Here is a 17,518-nt window from a genome sequence, read left to right as displayed (position 1 = left end):
GTGTCGATCGCACAGCTGACCACCCCACCCGCCGGTCCTGCAGCCCAGGACCGGCGGGTGGGCCGTACCCGGTCGTCGACCAGCCGCCATCGCATCTCCTACGTCTTCGTCTCCGGCTACGTGCTCCTCGCCCTGGCGTTCGGCGTGCTCCCGACCCTCTACGCCGTGCGGATGTCGTTCACCACCTCCGAGGGCACGTTCTCCGGCGTGGAGAACTTCAGCCGCGTGATCGACGACTTCCGCTTCTGGCCCGCGGTCCAGCACGTCGCGGCGTTCGTCGCGATCTGGCTCGTCGCGCTGCTGGTGCTCGTCACCGTCCTCGCCCTGCTCGTGCACCAGATCGGTGTCCGGTGGCTGAGCTCGGGCGTGCGATTCGTGTACTACATCCCCGGCGCGCTCGCCGGCGCCTCGGCCGTGGTGCTGTGGCTGTTCGTCCTCGACCCCACCGTGAGCCCCGTCTCCGGGGTGCTGCACGCCTTCGGCTTCGACAGCTTCGTGCAGACGATCTCGCCGGGGAACCTGCCGGTCATCTTCGCCGTGATGGCGTTCTGGACGGGCGCGGGTGGCTGGATCGTCGTGATGTACGGCGCCCTGAACAGCATCCCGCACGAGGTCCTCGAGGCGGCTCGCATCGACGGGGCGGGCGTCGTCCGGACCGCTCTGCACATCCAGCTGCCGATGCTGCGCAAGTGGATCTCCTACATGGCGATCATCTCGCTCGCCGCCGGCACCCAGCTCTTCGTCGAGCCCCGGGTGCTGTCGCAGGCCAGCCACGGCGTGGTGCCCAACGACTACTCCCTCAACCAGCTCGCCTACCTCTTCGCCTTCAAGCAGCAGGACCTCAACGGCTCGGCCGCGATCGCGGTGATGCTGCTCGTCGTCTCCCTGTCCCTGAGCGTGTTCTTCGTCGTCCGAGGAGGACTCTTTGAGCGCGACTGACGTCGCCCGCAGCGCCCCGACCCCGGCCGCCCGCGAGGCGCAGCGCCGCGAGGCGAGGAGCGACGTGACGCCGGGCGCGTGGCTCGGCCGCGTCGCGATGATCGTCGTGGCGGTCTTCTTCGTGCAGTTCTTCGTCATCCCGATCGTCTGGTTGCTGCTCGCCTCCACCAAGTCACCGCACGACCTCATCACCACCGGCCCGTTCACGGCCGGGTCGTTCTCGGACCTGGCGGCGAACTGGAACGCCCTCGTCACGTTCCAGGACGGCATCGTCTTCCGGTGGCTGGGCAACTCGACGTACTACTCCCTCGCGGCGCTCGTGATCACGCTGGTCACCACGGTCCCGGCCGGGTACGCGCTCGCCCTGAGCAGCTTCCGCGGACGGCACCTGCTGCTCACCACGACGCTGGTGGTGATGCTCATCCCGAACACGGCTCTCGTCCTGCCGATCTTCCTCGAGCTGTCCACCGTCGGGCTGATCGGCAAGCCGCTCGCAGCGATCCTGCCGTTCTCCTTCTTCCCGTTCGGCGTGTACCTGACGTACATCTACTTCTCGACCAGCGTCCCGCGGGACCTCCTCGACGCCGCCCGCATCGACGGCTGCGGCGAGCTCGCGGTCTTCCTTCGCGTCGCGATGCCGCTGGCCACGCCGGTGATCGCGCTGGTCGGCTTCTTCAGCTTCGTGGCGAACTGGAACAACTTCTTCCTGCCGTTCCTGACCGTCCCGGGCAAGGGGTCACCCATTCAGGTCGGGCTCACCGACCTGCTCTCGAACGTCCCGTCGTTCAACCCGACCGCTGCCGGCGTCACCGCCATCGAGCTGCCCACGCTGGCCGTCGCGACGCTCCTGTCCGTCCTCCCGGTCCTGCTCATCTTCCTGTTCTCCCAGCGCTTCCTCGTCGCCGGGCTCACGGCGGGCGGGACGAAGGAATGAGCACGCAGCGCTTCGCCTACGTCGTCGACGTCGTCCCCGAGCGACGCGAGGAGTACCTCCGCCTGCACGCGCACGTGTGGCCGCAGGTCGAGGCGCTGCTCTCGGCGCACCACGTGACCAACTACTCGATCTTCCTGCTCGAGGACACCCTGTTCGGGTACTACGAGTACACCGGCGACGACCACGAGACGGACCTGGCGGAGGTGGACGCCGATCCCGTCACCCGGGAGTGGCTCGCGCTGACCGACCCGTGCCAGACGCCGTTCGGCCGCACCGCGACGCCGACCGACGGATGGCGCCGGCTCGAAGAGCTCTGGCACCTGCCGTGAGACGCCTCCTCGACTCGCACCTGCACGTGTGGGAGCGGGACGAGCACCCGCAGCCGTGGATCGACCCCGTGCAGATGTCAGCCATCGATCGCGACTTCCCGCCCGGCGCGGCCGTGGCCGAGCTGGCGGCGCACGGTGTCGACGGGTGCGTCGTCGTCCAGTGCGTCAACGAGTCCTCCGAGACCGTCGACCTGCTCGCGACGGCAGGGACCCTGGCCCCGGTTCGCGGCGTGGTCGGCTGGCTCGACCTCACGGCGGACGTCCCGGCGCAGATCCGGTCGCTGCGCGCGTCACCGGGCGGCGACCTCCTGGTCGGCGTCCGGCACGTCACGTTCGTGGAGCCGGACGCCCGCTGGCTCGCACGGGACGACGTGCGACGAGGTCTGGCCGCGACCGGCGACGCGGGCCTGACGTTCGACCTGCTGATCGCCCACCACCAGCTCCCGATGGCCGCCGAGGTCGCTCGCGACCTGCCCGGGACGCGCTTCGTGCTGGACCACGCCGGCAAGGTGCCCCTCAGGAGCACCGAGCCGGCCACCTGGGCACGCGACCTCGCAGACCTCGCGCGCTGCCCGAACGTCACCATGAAGGTGTCCGGCCTCGTCACCGAGGACGACTGGTCCAGCTGGTCGACACCGAGGCTGCGGCCCGTCATCGAGCACGCGCTGGCGACGTTCGGCCCGCACCGGCTGCTCTTCGGCTCGGACTGGCCGGTCGTCGAGCTCGCCGGCGGGTACGGCCCCTGGCTCGAGGCGTACCTGGACCTCACCGACGACCTGTCAGCCGACGAGCGCGCGGCGATCGACGGCGGCAACGCCATCCGCACGTACGGGCTGGCGTGACGTCGACGGGGTCATCGGTGCGGCTGACCGGCTTCGTGGGGTCCGGCGCCGTCCGGGACGAGTCGCAGCCCGGCACGATCGGGACGGACGTGCGGCCCGGCGACCTGCATCCACCCGTCCAGGGACACGGACTGGGCGATGCGCGACTCGTCGATGGTGGTGCCGTGACCCGGCCTGTCCCCCAGCACGATGCCCCCGTCCGCGATCTCGTAGTCGACGGTCATCCCGAGGGGGGCGCCGAGGTCCTGCAGCTCGGCGGCGAGGTGGTTGGGCACCGCCGCTGCCGCATGGAACACCGGGCTGGCCGTCGACCCGACCGGGCTGACCGGCAGGTCTCGGCTGTGCGCGACGGTCGCGACCCGCATGAAGTGCGTGATCCCCCACATGCTGCCCACCTGGACGATGTCGACGGCGCCCGCGTCGAACAACGGCTTGAACTGCTCCAGCCCGGTGAGGTTCTCCCCGGTGGCCACACCTGCACGAACGGCCCGACTGACCATGGCGAGGCCGTCGGCGTCCCACCTGCGCAGCGGTTCCTCCACCCAGGACAGGTCGAGGTGCTGCTCGACCGCGCAGATGTACCGGATCGCCTGCTTGCGGTTCCACGACTCGTTGGCGTCCAGCATCATGCCCGGACGCGGTGTGTTGGCCGAGAAGATGTCCCGCACCCGTGCCAGCCGGACGAGGTCGCTGTCGAGGTCCAGGCCGCCCTTCACCTTGACGCTGGTGAAGCCGCGGCTGATCCACTCGCCGTAGAGGGTGTCCAGCTCGTCGTCGGGGATCGCGATCTCGAGCGCCGACGCGTACGCGGGCACGAACCGGTCCCGAGCGCCGAGCGTGCGCCAGAGGGGTTCGTCGGCGAGCTTCGCCTTCAGGTCCCACAGGGCCATGTCGAGGGCACCGATGCCACCGAACGTCGCACCACCGTGGCCGCTCTTGAACACCCGGGCGATCATCCGGTCGTACAGCGCGACGACGGCCCGCGGGTCCTCGCCCTCGATCGCCGGGAAGATGCGCTCGATGTCCGCGTGGGAACCGATGCCGAGACCCTCGAGGCCTTCGTCGGTCTCGACGACGACCACGGGCACCTCGGTGATGCCGTCCCGGACGAAGCCGTTGACGTCCCCGACCGGCCGCCCCCAGTCCTGCAGGGTCGTCACGGTTCGATACCCGGTGATTCGCATTCGCTCACACGTCCTCGTCGGCGCGCGGACGGTTTCGGCACCGCCCTTAAAGAGCATACATCACATGTCTACACAGCCGCCGTACCCGCATATACTCCGGACATGGTTGACCCAGGCGGCCCGCGCATCCCGTCCATCGAGGACCGGATGCCCGCCCAGCGTCTCGGTGTGGCGGTCGTCGAGGCGTTGGTGAACGTCATCGTCACGGGGCAGGTCGCCCCCGGGGAGACGCTGCCGCCGGAGGTCCCGCTCGCGAAGCAGTTCGGCGTGAGCCGCACGGTCCTGCGCGAGTCGGTCAAGCGACTCGAGGAGAAGGGGCTCGTGTCGGTCGGCCAGGGCCGCGGGACCACCGTCCAGCCGACCCGGTCGTGGAACATGATGGACCGCGTCGTGCTCACCGCGCTCATCGCGCACGACGAGACGCTCGGGGTCCTCGACGAGCTCAGCATCGTGCGCGCGCGCCTCGAGGCCGCCATGGCCGCGGACACCGCCCGCGTCCGCACAGCGGAGGAGCTCGCGGCGCTGCGGGACACCCTCGGCTCGATGCGCGCCTCCCTCGACGATCCCGCGACCTTCGGCGCAGCCGACGTCCGCTTCCACGACATCGTGATGGAGATCTCGGGCAACCGCCTCGCCGAGAGCATCGCCCGGTCGCTGTTCGAGCGCGCGCGGGACAGCGCGCGCTACCACGGCACCACGCCGCCGTCGTTCCACGAGCAGACGCTGCGTGAGCACGAGGCGGTGTTCGCGACGATCGAGGCGGGCACCACCGAGGCGGCGGAGCGCGCGATGTACTCCCACATCATCGACGCCTGGCAGCGCCGACGGCTGCCCGACCACTCCGGGACCAAGCCGCGCCGCTGAGCAGGCGCGCCGACCTCCACCGGGAGGCATGCACGGCGCCGGCGGTGGCCCGCGAGGGGTCACCGCCGGCGGTGCGTCAGGCGCGAGCGCTCAGGAGGTGGCGAGCGCTCTGCGGACGACGTCCACGACCGCGGTCACCGGACCGTGCTCGGCCGTGGTGCCGCTGACGACGACCTGTCCGGGGCGCGACGGCGACCGGGCCGGGGCTGCGTCCCAGGTCACGGGCACCGCGTGGAGCGTGCCGTCGGAGTCGAGGACGTCGACGGTGGCCGGCAGCGTGAGCGCGCTCGAGGTGCGCACCGTCCGGTAGACGGTGTCGGCGACCACGAACTCGGCGTCGCTGGCCTCGTAGACCTCGATCGTCTCGTGGAACGTGAGCACGGGCCACGCACTGTTCGACCAGTCGATCATCTCCTGCCAGTTCGCAGGCTCCCAGACCAGGACACCGGCGCCGCGGTTGTCGGGCAGGTCGTTCGCGATCCGGAAGACCTCCTGGAGGAAGAGGCCGGCACCCTCCGCCGTCTTGGGGTAGGGCGAGTTCGGGACCGGCAGGCCGTCCCAGTCGTTCGACGGGTGCGACGTCTCGGCGATCTCCATGGCGTAGCCCGGGTGCGCCGCGGCCACCTGGTGCAGGTTCGCCTCGTAGTGCTCGGGCGTCCCGTGCCAGTCGGGGTAGTAGGAGTGCGCGATCACGTCGATGTCCTGGCCCTTGGCGTGCAGCCGGGTGAGGAACTGGTCCCAGAACTCGAGCGTCTGGTCGACCTTCCCGTTGTCGATGATCGCGTGGGTCTCGACCTGGATGTCCTCGCCGTGGGCCGCCGCGACATCCCGGACGGCCTTGATGCCGGACGCCTGGAGGGTGGTGAACCGGTCCCAGGCGGCGTCGTAGGCGGCCTGCTCGGCCGGGACGTCCGAGCCCCAGTAGTCCCAGAGCAGGGCGCCGCCGGGCTGCGAGACGAACGACGGGTCCTGGTTGAAGTAGCACGTGCCGCACCATGCCGCGTCGTCGAACCACGGCAGCGGACGCTCGCTCCCCCACATGAATCCCTTGAGGAGCTCGTTGCCCACCGCGACCTTGTCGGGAGTGGTGCCCTGGGCGACGAGCGCGTCGATGGTCGCGTAGGTGTAGTCGTAAACCGCCTGGGTCAGCTGGTCGAAGGGCAGCTCGCGCCACGCGGTGGGCTTCGCCTGCTTGCTCGGATCGGCCCACGAGTCGGCGTAGTGCAGGTCGATGCCCAGGCCCATGCCCTGCTCGACGACCTTGCGCGCGACGTCGAGGGTGCGCTCCGGGCCCTGGTACGCGGGCTCCAGGTACTCCCCCGTCCGCTCGTCGCGCGGGTCGTTGAACACGCGCAGGCGGACGTACTCCATGCCGGCGTCCGCCGCCGCGTCGAGGATCGGCACCGGCGCGGCACCCTCGTCCACGACGTAGGTCAGGCCCTGGGCGTCGTTCTGGTCGGCGTACGAGATGTCCGCGCCCAGCACGACGTCGTCGCGCAGGTAGTTCCACACGGACAGCTCGCTGATGCCGGCGACGGCGCCCGGGGACACGTCGGTGATCGTGACCCGCAGGAAGGCGATCCCGGCGTGCGCGACGAGGTGCTCCTCGCCGCGGCCCGCCTGCTTGTTCTTCCTCCGGTCGACCAGGGTCTGCCACGTGTCACCGTCCGGGGAGGCCTCGACCACGTACCGGTAGGTGCCGTGCGCGTCGGGGAAGACGAGACCGACCTTCCGGATGTTGTCGTACGCCCCGCCGAGGTCGAGGACGAGGGAGTGCCGGCCCTTGCCGCGCGCGGCCCATGCCGTCGCCGGGTCGCCGTCGACGGCGAGCCCCGCACGAGCCTGCTCGGCGGTGGCGCTCACCGTGACCCACGGCTTCGCGGCGAGGTTGCTGCGGACGGGTGCGAAGTGCACCTGGCCGTCGGGTTCCTCGGCCGGGGCGGGGGCTGCGATGCCGAGGACGAGGGCGCCTGCGGCAAGGAGGGCGAGCGTGGAGGTTCGGCGTCGGTTGATCGGCTGCATGGGACGTCCTTGTCTCATTGGAGTGTGCACGTGCACAGCACGCGTCCACCGTAAGATCGCGCGAAAGGCCCGTCAAGATGTCCGCGTAGGTCGGGTACGAGTGGGAGCGTGCACAGCCTGCGAGGGACCACATGACGACGCGTTGCCGGCAGGATGGGGTGTCCGCGCGATCCGGCTCGTCAGGACGGGGTCGGGGCAACCGGTCCGGTGCTGGCGCGCACGACGAGCGAGGTCGGCAGCGTGACGGCGGCCGGCTCCCCGCCCTCGATCAGCTCGATCAGCAGGCGCACCATCTCGCCGGCGATCCGTTCCAGCGGCTGCCGCATGGTGGTGAGCGGCGGATCGAGCGTCGCCGCCAGGCCGGAGTCGTCGAAGCCCCCGACCGCGACGTCCTGCGGGACGCGTCTGCCCGCCTCGCGGAGCACCTGCAGGGCCCCCGCCGCCATCAGGTCGGAGCCGACGAAGACCGCGTCGAGGTCGTGCCGGCGCTCGAGGAGCGTCCGCATCCCCTCCGCGCCACCATCGCGCGAGTAGTCGGCGTGCGCGACGAGCGACTCGTCGTAGAGCGACCCCAGCTCGTCGCGGTAGCCCTCGAGCCGGAGCCTGCCCCCGGGGGTGTCCAGGGGTCCGGTGATCGTCGCGATCCTGGTGCGGCCGAGGTCGAGCAGGTGCCGCGTCATCCGCCGCCCGCCGCCCAGGTCGTCGGCGGCGACGTAGCCGAGGCGGCCCTCGAAGCCGAGCGGGATGCCGCAGGAGATCATCGGGATGCCCTGCCGCACCAGCGTGTCGAGCAGCGGGTTGCCGCTGTGCGACGAGATCGCGAGGACGCCGTCGACGTGCCCGGCGCCGACGTAGGACGAGACCTGCTTCTGCTCGTCAGGGGTGCCCGCGACCATGAGCAGGAGCGGCATGCGACGTGCGGCCAGCGCCTGGGCGGCTCCGCGGAGGAGGATCGAGAAGTTCGGGTCCTCGAAGAGCAGGTGCTGCGGTTCGGTCAGCAGGAACGCCACCGAGTTCGACCGTCCGGTGACCAGGCTGCGCGCGTGCGGGTTGGCGGAGTACCCGGTGGTCCGGATCGCCTCCTGGACGGCCGCGAGCGAGTCCGGGGACACCCAGTGCCCGCCGTTGATCACGCGCGAGACGGTGCCCCGGGACACGCCGGCCGCAGCCGCGACGTCACGGATCGTCGGGCGCTTGCGCGGCGCGGTGGGTCCCATCGCACGAGACTCTAGGGGAACGGGGTCGGGCAACACGCCCAGACCGCGCTGTCGGCGAGGTCGAATCGCCGACAGGTCAGCGCACCTCCTCGAGGATGGTGAGATCCCAGGCGCCCACCCTGACGTCGGTGCCCTCCTCGACCGTGACGTCGTCGAGGACGGACCGGGCCGTGACCGGGCTCGTGACCTGCACCGGGCTGCCGGAGTAGTTCAGGAGGTAGGTCAGCGGCGCTCCGGCGGAGCTCACGCCCCGGCGGACGGTGACCGTGCCCCCGAGCTCCTGCGGCCAGTCCCACAGGCCGGCGTCGCGCACCGCCAGGGCCAGCACCTCGCGGACGAGGGCAGGACCGGTCATCGTGCCGAGGTGGATCGCCGTCCCGGCCCCCGAGCGGTGCCGGGTCACGGCCGCCTGACCGCCCCAGGCAGGGTGGTCGTACGACGCGAGCACCTCCGCGCCGTCGGGCTGCAAGAGCTCCATGAAGCGCAGCGCGGAGCGGTCGTCAGGGCTCAGCGCGGCGGCGCCGGGGGCCGCCGCCAGGTCGCCGTGCAGGGTGAGGCGCACGTCGACCGGGACGGTGAACTGGTTGTAGGTGAGGCCGAGGACGCCCGTGAGCGAGTGCGGTTGCCGGTCGTGCCAGACCTTGACGTGCTCGTCGGCGACGAACGACTTGAACGTCGAGACGAGGTGGCCACCGTCGGCGACGAACGCGCGCAGCCGCTGCAGCGTCGACTCGGGCGCCGAGTAGAGCGCCGGGACGACGACCATCGCGTACCGGCCGAGGTCCTCGGTGTCGGCGGGGACGAAGTCGCACTCGACGTTCAGCTCGAACAGCGCGTCGTACACCCAGCGGAGCACGTCGTTGTAGCCGATCGAGGGGCGCACGAAGGAGGGGAACCCGGTCTCGATGCTGAACCAGTTCAGTGCCGTCAGCGCCTCGTTGCTGACCATGACCGCGACCCGGTTGTCCTTGCGCAGGTGCACGAGCGACCGCCCCACGCGCCGGAGCTCGGCACCGATGACGGCGGCCTCGTCGTAGGTGGGGTTCGGCTGGAGGTCGTGGCTGAGCAGCCCGCGCCAGTACGTCTCGAAGGAGTTGTGGATGGAGTGCCAGTGCCAGTACATGACGGAGTCGGCGCCGCTCGCGAGGTGGCTGTAGGCCTGCAGGCGCAGCTGGCCCGGGTAGGGCAGCCAGGCCGGCTGCCCTTGGGCCTGGGTCTCCAGCACGAGGTAGTTGGCGCCGCCCTTGATCGAGCGGGTCATGTCCCCACCGAACGCGATCTCCTTGCCGGTGAGGGCGGACTGCGTCGGGTGGTAGATGTCGACGCCGGCGATGTCCACGCAGGCCGCAGCCCGGAAGTGGTCGACGGACGGCTGCAGCCCGTAGGACCAGCCCGGCCCCCAGTCGAAGTCGAAGTTGTGCGTGAGGAACTGGTCCTCGCGCGCGTACTCGCGGACGATGGCGGCCTGCCAGGCGAGGAACTCCTCGACCAAGGAACGGCGGAACCTGTCGAACGCTGCGGCGAGGGACCCGTTGATCGTGCCCCGGACGTCCGGGAACTCCTCCCAGGCGTCGACGCGGTTGGACCAGTAGTCCAGGCCGTAGGCACTGTTCATCGCGTCGAGGTCGTCGTCGAACGTCGCGCGGAGGTGCTCGACGAACGCGCGCTGCACGTCGCTCGAGGCGACGTCGTAGTACTTCGTCTCGTTGTCGAGCTGGAAGCCGATGACGGCACGGCGGTGCGCGGTGTGCGCCAGGAGCGCTCGGATCACCCGCTCGCTGTGGAGGCGGTAGGCCGGGTGGGTGATGTTCATGATCTGGCGTGCGCCGTAGCTCTTCTGGTCCGTGCTCGTCTCGGCGAGCACGTCCGGGTGCGACGACACGAGCCACGCCGGCACCGCGTACGTGGGTGTCCCGACGATGACGTGGATGCCGGCGGCCTCCATGGCGTCGAGCGCCCGGTCGACGTGGGTGAAGTCGAACACGCCGGGCCGGGGCTCCAGCGTGCTCCACGTCGACTCGGCGATGCGGACCACGGTGAGGTTCGCCGCCTGCAGCATCGCGACGTCGGTGTCGACGCGGTCGGTCGGCATGTACTCGTCGTAGTAGGCGGCCCCGTACAGGATCTCGTCCATGTGTGTCCGGCTCAGTCTTCTCGGACGACGACGACGCCCAGCGCCGGGACGACCGCCCCCGCCTCGTGACGTCGGTCGGCCACCAGGTCGTGCCCGGCGACGTGCAGGGGCACGTCCGAGCCGGTGTGGTTGAGCGCGAACAGCCAGCTGCCGTCGGCGCCCGCCCGACGGACGACCTCCAGGCCACCCGGTGACGGGACGAGGGGCGACACGCCGCCTGCCGCGAGCACGCGTCCGAGCAGCTCGGTGAGGGACGGGGCGTCGAGGCGGGTCGACAGGTACCACGCGGCACCGCCCGACCGCGTGTCCCGGCGCGTGACCGCAGGACCGCCCGCCGACGGACCGTCGACGTAGGTCGCCAGGACCTCGGCGTCCGGCACCGTCATCCGCTCGGTCCAGACCTCCCCGGTGCTCCCGTCGCTCAGCGTCGTGGTCCCCTCGGCCACCAGCGGCGCGAACTCCTCGACGCGCACCCCCAGCAGGTCCCGGAACGCCCCGGGGTAGCCGCCCAGGAGGACCCGGTCGGAGGCGTCGACGATGCCCGAGAAGTAGGAGACGAGCACCTGCCCACCCCTGGCGACGACCGCGGTCAGCCGGTCGGACAGGTCCTCGGGTGCCAGGTACAGGGTGGGCACGAGGACGACGTCGTACCCGTCCAGCGAGGCGGCCGCAGGCAGGACGTCGACGGCGACGCCCGCGTCGAGCAGCGCGCCGTGCATCCGCTGGGCGAGGTCGAGGTAGCGCAGGTCGACGGTGGGGTGGGCCTCGAGCTCGGCGGCCCACCACGCCTGGGTGTCCCACAGGAGGGCCACGCGTGCCTGCTCGACCGTGCTCCCTCGCACCTCGGCGAGCCGGCCCAGGGTCGCCCCCAGCTCGACGACGTCCCGGAACAGCGCAGAGTCGCGTCCGGCGTGCGGGACCATCCCCGAGTGGTACTTCTCGGCGCCCGCCCGGGACTGCCGCCACTGGAAGTACAGGACCCCGTCCGAGCCGCGAGCGACGTGCTGCAGCGCGTTGCGCAGCATCTGTCCCGGTCCCTTGGCGATGTTGCGCGGCTGCCAGTTGACCGCGCTCGTGGAGTGCTCCATGAGGATCCACGGGTGCCCGCCGGCCAGACCGCGAGTCCGGTCGGCGCTGAACGCGAGCTCGGCCCACCCGCGCGGGTCCTCGCCCCACAGGTAGTGGTCGTTGGACACGATGTCGACCAACGGCGTGGTCTGCGTGTAGTCGATCTGGTGGAAGTCGCCCATGACCATGTAGTTGGTGGTAACCGGCAGGTGCGGCGTCACCTCGCGCAGCACCGCCGCCTCGGCCTCGAGGTGCGCGACGAACGCGTCGGAGGAGAACCGCTCGAACGCGAGGTTCTGCCCCGGGTTCGCGATCGTGGTGGTGCGTCGGGGCGGCAGGATCTGCTCGAAGGACGCGTAGCGCTGCCCCCAGAACGCGGTCCCCCACGCCAGGTTGAGCGCGTCGATGTCCGCGTACTCCTTGCCCAGCCAGTCACGGAACGCGGCCGCGGACACGTCGCAGTAGCAGCGCCCGTTGTGGCAGGCCAGCTCGTTGGAGACGTGCCACATCTTCACGGCGGGATGGTGGCCGTACCTCTCGGCGACCACCCGGGCGATCCGGGTGGCGTGGTGCCGGATGACCGGCGAGCTCACGCACCACGACTCGCGGCTGCCGTGCGTGTACCGCAGACCGTCGGCGTCCACCGGCAGCATCTCCGGGTGCTTGAGGTGCAGCCAGGCGGGCGGCGCTGCGCTGGGCGTCGCCAGGTCGACCCCGATCCCGGCCTCGTGCAGCAGGTCCAGGACCCGGTCGAGCCAACCGAACTCGAACCGTCCCTCCTCGGGCTCGAGCTCGCCCCAGGAGAAGATCCCGACGCTCACCAGCGTCACGCCCGCCTCACGCATGAGCGCGACGTCCTCGGCCCAGACCTCCTCCGGCCACTGCTCCGGGTTGTAGTCGGCTCCGAAGGCGATGCCCTCGGTCGGCCACGGACCGGTCCAGCGCGCGCTCACCGGGTCACCGCCGGCGTCGGCGAGGACCCGAGCGGCGCCGCGATGACGGCAAGGTCGGTCGGAACGGTTACCACGGTGGCCTCCCAGGACCAGGTGTGAACGACGGGCACGCGTGCGCCGCCGGGTGGGGTCGAGCTGGGGACGCCGACCCCCGGGCCGGCGCCCCCGTCGGGGTCGCTAGAGGAGCCCCCGGAACGCGAACCGGAACGTCAGCTCGGTCTCCGTGGGCAGTCGGTACTCCGGATGCGTCCGCGCACCCCAGGAGTCGTCGCCACCGACCCCGCGACGCTGGAGCGCCGGGCGCAGGACCGTCTGGTAGATCGGCGGCAGCTCGGTGTGGTGTGCGGCGTTCTCGATCTCGGACGGCGTCCACGGCAGGGCCGACAGCTCCATGCCCTGGTCCGACTCCAGCCGCAGGCCGGCACCTCGCTCGTCCGTCACGGTCGCCCAGCGCACGCCGGTCCGGCTGCCCGCTTCTTGCGGACGCAGGTAGGGCGTGAGCGACGTACGGACGTCGGCCTCCCACACGCCCAGCCGCGCGCCCGCTCGACGGTCGACGTAGGACTCCTCGGGCCCGTCCCCGTACCAGCGCAGGGTGCGGAACGCGGGGTCGGTCGCCAGGAGGAGACCGAGCTCGGGCATGTCCGGCAGCCCCGCACCGGGTCGCACCGTGAGGGTCACCTCGACGCGACCGTCACCGTCCACGAGGTAGGAGAGCTCGCACTCCCCCGCGGGTGCGGTGGGCAGCTCGTACCGGAAGCGGATGAGCACCCCCGCGTCCGTCTGCTCGACAGCGGGCTGGTCGGCGCCCCGTACGGCCGTCGCGTACCGGCTGGCGATGAGCCACGCGCCGTCCACCGCGGGGCCGCCCCACCCGCGCTCGTTGGAGGTGGGTGCGTGCCAGAACGACGGCTGGGGCACCGAGCGCAGCAGCTCACGGCCACCGTCCGCCGTCAGCCCGTAGCGGTAGGACTGCAGCCCTCCGTGCAGCCGCGAGAACAGGGCGGTGAAGTGCCGGCCCCGGACGCCCACGTTGTGGATGCCGTGGACGACCTCCGGCGCAGCGGCCCGGCGGGCCGGCGTGGTGGCCGGGACGACCACCACCGTCTGCTCGTGGGCGACCTCGTGCCCGGCCGGCGCCCAGCGGGTGGTGCGGCGCAGCCGGAAGGACACGTCGACCGTGTACTCGCCGGGCCCGGGCGGCACCGTGACCGGGAGCGCGTACACCTGCGACGCCCCCGGGGCGACATCGGTCTCGAGCACTTCCTCCTGGAGCACCCGGCCCTCCCGGGCGAGGGTCACGACGCACTCGTGCGCCGACGACGAGGTGGCGAGGTGGCGGTTCTCGACCGTGACCTTGTCGCTGCCCACCGAGAGCCGGTAGCCCTGGTAGAGGTAGCGCACCTCCTGGGCGAGCGGCTTGAGGGACCGGTCGGCGAAGACGATGCCGTTGCCGCTGAAGTCCGCGTCGTGCGGCGCGTCACCGAAGTCGCCGCCGTAGCCGAAGTACTCGCGGCCGGTGGGGTCGGTGCGCCGGAGGGCCTGGTCTGCGAAGTCCCAGATGAAGCCCCCCTGGAACAGCGGCTCGCGGTAGGCGAGGTCGACGTACTTGTGGACGGCCCCGAACGAGTTGCCCATCGAGTGGGCGTACTCGCACAGCACGTAGGGCTTGTCGCGGTGCGTCGCGAGGAACTCCTCGATCTCGGCCGCCGGCGCGTACATCCGCGAGACGACGTCGGTCGTCTGCGGGTAGCGCGGGTCCCAGTGGACGCCTTCGTAGTGCACCGGCCGGGAGTCCTCGCGACGGAAGTACTCCGCGACCTCCAGGATGGTGGTGCCGCCGAACGACTCGTTGCCGCACGACCACATGACGACGCTCGCGTGGTTCTTGTCCCGCTCCAGCATGCTTGCGGCCCGGTCGAGCAGGGTGGGCAGCCACTCGGGGCGGTCCCCGGGCAACGCCACGTCGTTCCCGGCCCCGGCGAACCTGATCAGGTCCCACATGGCGTGCGACTCGAGGTTCATCTCGTCGATGACGTACAGGCCGTACTCGTCGCACAGCTCGTAGAAGTACGAGTTGTTCGGGTAGTGGCTGGTCCGCACGGCATTGATGTTCAGCCGCTTCATGAGCTGGATGTCGGCCTCGGTCTGCTCCCGGGTCATCACGCGCCCCTGCAGGCCGAAGTCGTGCCTGTTGACCCCGTTGAAGACCACGCGGGAGCCGTTGACCTTCAGCAGGCCGTCCTCGATGCCGAACCGTCGCACCCCCACCCGCACAGGCACGTGCTCGGTCAGCCGGCCCGACGCGTCGTACACGTCGAGCGTGAGGTCGTACCGCTGAGGGTCTTCCGCGCTCCACAGCCGCGGGCTCTCGATGCGGACCACGAGCTCGTCGTCGCCGGTGAGCTGTCCGGCACCGGCGATCCTGGCGTCCACGCGGCCGTCGCCGGCCAGGACGACGCGCACGCGCACCGTCGCCTCGGAGAGGTCGTCGGCGACGTCGGTCACCACCCGGACGTCCTCGACGTGCACGGTGGGCCGGCGGTACAGGACGACGTCCCGGAACAGGCCCGAGAACCGGAAGAAGTCCTGGTCCTCGATCCACGACCCGGCGCTCCACCGGACCACCTGCGCCACGATGACGTTCTCACCCTCGACCAGGGCGTCCGTCAGGTCGAACTCCGACGGGGTGAAGGAGTCCGTCCCGTAGCCCACGTAGGCGCCGTTCAGCCACACGGCGACGGCGCTCTCCGCACCGTGGAAGCTGACGCTCAGCCGCTCGCCGGGCTCGAGCGGGTGCTCGAGGGCGAACGTCCGGCGGTACGTCGCCACGGGGTTGTAGCGCTGCGGAACCTGCCCCGGCTCGAGCTGCTCGTAGCCGTCCCACGGGTACTGCACGTTGGTGTACTGCGGGCGGTCGTAGCCGAGCAGCTGCACGTGGGCCGGCACCGGCACGTCGTCCCAGCCGGAGTCGTCGACGTCCACCCGCTCGAAGCCGGGGACGACGAGGGCGGGGCTCTTGGCGTAGTGCAGCTTCCACAGCCCGTTGAGCGACTGCTCGAAGGAGCTGGTCGCGGTCGCCGCCTCCTGCGAGGAGGCGAACCACCGGTGGTCGGAGTGCGCGTCGAGCCGGTTCTCCTTGACGAGCTCCGGGTCGGCGATCCGGCTGAGGTCGAAGGTCACTTGATGGCCCCCGTGACGCCCTCGGCGAAGCTGCGCTGCAGCAGGAGGAACACGACCATCGTCGGCACCGACACGATGAGCACGGCGAGCATGAGGCTCCCGTAGTCGGTGACGTACCCGGCGCGCATGTTCGAGAGCAGCATCGGCAGGGTCTGGTACGCGTTGTCGACGAGGATCACCTTCGGCCACAGGAAGTTGTTCCACGAGAACAGGAAGGTGATGACACCTGCGGCGGCCAGGGTGGGCTTCATCGTCGGCAGGTAGATCCGCGCGAAGATGCTCACCTCGCCCAGCCCGTCGAGACGCGCCGCCTCGATGATCTCGTGCGGGAACGACCGCGAGGCCTGCCGGAACAGCAGGATCAGGAACGGCGTGGCGATCAGCGGCACGATCACCGCGAACGTCGAGTTCACCAGTCCGAGCTGGGCGAAGAGCCGGAACAACGGGATCATCGTCGCCGCGAACGGGATCATGATCGCCAGCAGCAGGATGGCCATGACGGTGTCCTTGGCCCGCGAGTGGTAGATCTCGAACGCGTACCCGGCGATCGAGCACAGGATCAGCGCGAGCACCGTCGTCGCGATGGCGTTCACCGACGAGTGGTAGAGCGCCGTGAACAGAGGCTGCGAGTCGACGAGCGTCTGGAAGTTCTCGAGCAGGTGGCTGCCCGGCAGCAGCTTGGACGCCACGACCTCGTTGCTCGTGTTCGTCGCCGAGACCGCCATGAAGTAGAGCGGGAAGACCGACAGGACGACGGCGAAGGACAAGAACAGGTATGCGGGGATCCGCCGGAGCTGTGTCCTAGTCACGCTTGTCGCCCACCTTCAGCTGGATGGCGGCCAGGATGGCCACGATGATGAGGATCGCGTAGGAGATGGCGGCCGCGTATCCGAAGTTCGGGCTGTTCCGGAACGACACGTTGTACAGGTAGTGCGACACCGTCATCGTCGTGTTTCCCGGACCACCGTTGGTCAGGTTGTAGGACTCGTCGAACATCTGCAGGGTGCCGTTGGTCGACAGGATCGCGCAGAGCAGGATGATCGGCTTGAGCTGCGGCATGGTCACGTACCAGAAGGTCTTGAACCCGTTCGCGCCGTCGACGCGGGCAGCCTCCAGGGTCGACCTGTCGATGTTCTGCAGGGCGGCCAGGAAGAAGATCATGTTGTAGCCGGTCCACCGCCACAGCAGGCCGAGGATGATCACCATCCGGGCGGTGCCCGTCTGGCCGAGCCAGTTGACGGGGCCGTCGAGGATCCCGAACTGCGTGAGCAGGTCGTTGGCGAGGCCGTCCGTCGCGAAGATCTGCCGGAACACCAGCGCGTACGACACCAGGCCCACCGCGCACGGCAGGAAGATCGCCGTCCGCCAGAACCCCTTGAACCTCAGCCAGGGTGCATTGAGCAAGTTCGCCAGCACCATGGCGAGGATGAGCATGATCGGCACCTGGATGATCAGGTAGATGAACGTCGTGCTCATCGTGAGCCGGAACGTCTCGTCCTCGAACAGCCGCTGGTAGTTCAACCACAGCGGCTCTGCCCAGCTCAGCCGGGTCCCCCGTCCCGTCTGCAGCGACAGGAACAGCGCCTGGATCATCGGCCAGAAGTTGACCAGCACGATCAGGGCTGCGGCGGGGATGAGGAACGTCCACCCCGTCAGGCTGCGGCGGCGCGCTATCGCCGACAGGGGTACCCGCTTCGAACGGCCTGGGGACTCCTTCGTCCCTCGGGGGGGTGCGCCTGGTGCGCGGTCCTCGGTTGGTGCGGTGGGAGCAGACACGAGCAGCTCACCTCTTCCTCGCCGGTGACGGACTTGGGTAGGGACGCGGGCGGCGGAGCCGTGGACTGGCCTC

13 protein-coding genes are annotated in these 17,518 nt (G+C 70.4%); 5 read left to right on the top strand and 8 right to left on the bottom strand.

The window, feature by feature from the left end; all coding sequences use genetic code 11:
• The 4 genes from ASD16_RS04125 to ASD16_RS04110 are packed head-to-tail and all read left to right on the top strand — an operon-like array spanning window position 1 to window position 3,044.
• Window positions 1-939 (top strand): carbohydrate ABC transporter permease, encoded by a 939-nt coding sequence (locus ASD16_RS04125; protein WP_082570582.1) that lies wholly within the window; start codon window positions 1-3, stop codon window positions 937-939.
• Window positions 926-1,873 (top strand): carbohydrate ABC transporter permease, encoded by a 948-nt coding sequence (locus tag ASD16_RS04120; RefSeq protein ID WP_055913179.1) that lies wholly within the window; start codon window positions 926-928, stop codon window positions 1,871-1,873. Before ASD16_RS04125 ends, ASD16_RS04120 begins: the two co-directional genes overlap by 14 nt.
• Window positions 1,870-2,202 (top strand): L-rhamnose mutarotase, encoded by a 333-nt coding sequence (locus ASD16_RS04115; protein ID WP_055913176.1) that lies wholly within the window; start codon window positions 1,870-1,872, stop codon window positions 2,200-2,202. The genes ASD16_RS04120 and ASD16_RS04115 overlap by 4 nt, the downstream gene beginning before the upstream one ends.
• Window positions 2,199-3,044 (top strand): amidohydrolase, encoded by an 846-nt coding sequence (locus tag ASD16_RS04110; RefSeq protein ID WP_235523099.1) that lies wholly within the window; start codon window positions 2,199-2,201, stop codon window positions 3,042-3,044. The genes ASD16_RS04115 and ASD16_RS04110 overlap by 4 nt, the downstream gene beginning before the upstream one ends.
• An 11-nt stretch (window positions 3,045-3,055) precedes the next feature.
• Here ASD16_RS04110 and ASD16_RS04105 read toward each other — a convergent pair whose 3' ends face one another.
• A complete protein-coding gene (locus ASD16_RS04105; RefSeq protein WP_235523098.1) occupies window positions 3,056-4,204 on the bottom strand; it encodes a mandelate racemase/muconate lactonizing enzyme family protein in 1,149 nt (382 codons plus the stop codon).
• A gap of 126 nt (window positions 4,205-4,330) precedes the next feature.
• On the opposite strand from ASD16_RS04105, the gene ASD16_RS04100 reads away from it, so the two are divergent.
• Complete coding sequence (locus ASD16_RS04100) at window positions 4,331-5,092, top strand: FadR/GntR family transcriptional regulator (RefSeq protein ID WP_055913167.1); 762 nt, start codon at window positions 4,331-4,333, stop codon at window positions 5,090-5,092.
• A 90-nt stretch (window positions 5,093-5,182) separates the two neighbouring features.
• On the opposite strand, the gene ASD16_RS04095 is transcribed toward ASD16_RS04100, so the two are convergent.
• From ASD16_RS04095 to ASD16_RS04065, 7 genes are all read right to left on the bottom strand, one after another.
• Entirely contained in the window at window positions 5,183-7,114 is a 1,932-nt protein-coding gene (locus ASD16_RS04095; protein ID WP_055913164.1) for a glycosyl hydrolase 53 family protein, read from the bottom strand.
• A 179-nt stretch (window positions 7,115-7,293) separates the two neighbouring features.
• Window positions 7,294-8,331, bottom strand: coding sequence for a LacI family DNA-binding transcriptional regulator (locus ASD16_RS04090; RefSeq protein ID WP_055913160.1), 1,038 nt, complete (start codon window positions 8,329-8,331; stop codon window positions 7,294-7,296).
• Window positions 8,332-8,407: 76 nt separating this feature from the next.
• Window positions 8,408-10,465, bottom strand: coding sequence for a beta-galactosidase (locus tag ASD16_RS04085; RefSeq protein WP_055913157.1), 2,058 nt, complete (start codon window positions 10,463-10,465; stop codon window positions 8,408-8,410).
• Window positions 10,466-10,476: 11 nt separating this feature from the next.
• Complete coding sequence (locus tag ASD16_RS04080; RefSeq protein ID WP_055913154.1) at window positions 10,477-12,486, bottom strand: beta-galactosidase; 2,010 nt, start codon at window positions 12,484-12,486, stop codon at window positions 10,477-10,479.
• A 177-nt stretch (window positions 12,487-12,663) separates the two neighbouring features.
• Window positions 12,664-15,669: a glycoside hydrolase family 2 TIM barrel-domain containing protein gene (locus tag ASD16_RS04075; protein ID WP_055913151.1), complete on the bottom strand. Its 3,006-nt coding sequence runs from the start codon at window positions 15,667-15,669 to the stop codon at window positions 12,664-12,666.
• On the bottom strand, window positions 15,666-16,478 hold the full coding sequence (locus ASD16_RS04070) for a carbohydrate ABC transporter permease (protein ID WP_055913148.1): 813 nt from the start codon (window positions 16,476-16,478) through the stop codon (window positions 15,666-15,668). Before ASD16_RS04070 ends, ASD16_RS04075 begins: the two co-directional genes overlap by 4 nt.
• Complete coding sequence (locus tag ASD16_RS04065) at window positions 16,471-17,445, bottom strand: carbohydrate ABC transporter permease (RefSeq protein WP_235523097.1); 975 nt, start codon at window positions 17,443-17,445, stop codon at window positions 16,471-16,473. The genes ASD16_RS04070 and ASD16_RS04065 overlap by 8 nt, the downstream gene beginning before the upstream one ends.
• Window positions 17,446-17,518 lie beyond the last annotated feature (73 nt).

This window comes from Cellulomonas sp. Root485, assembly GCF_001426705.1.
Classification (GTDB): Bacteria; Actinomycetota; Actinomycetes; order Actinomycetales; family Cellulomonadaceae; genus Cellulomonas.
This window is presented reverse-complemented; position numbering and strand designations above follow the sequence as displayed.

What these genes read in the sequence shown, in the direction of transcription:
- ASD16_RS04115 (WP_055913176.1), top strand. Translation starts at nt 1,870, where the DNA reads ATGAGCACGCAGCGCTTCGCCTACGTCGTCGACGTCGTCCCCGAGCGA.
- ASD16_RS04085 (WP_055913157.1), bottom strand. Translation starts at nt 10,465, where the DNA reads ATGGACGAGATCCTGTACGGGGCCGCCTACTACGACGAGTACATGCCG.
- ASD16_RS04095 (WP_055913164.1), bottom strand. Translation starts at nt 7,114, where the DNA reads ATGCAGCCGATCAACCGACGCCGAACCTCCACGCTCGCCCTCCTTGCC.
- ASD16_RS04100 (WP_055913167.1), top strand. Translation starts at nt 4,331, where the DNA reads ATGGTTGACCCAGGCGGCCCGCGCATCCCGTCCATCGAGGACCGGATG.
- ASD16_RS04090 (WP_055913160.1), bottom strand. Translation starts at nt 8,331, where the DNA reads ATGGGACCCACCGCGCCGCGCAAGCGCCCGACGATCCGTGACGTCGCG.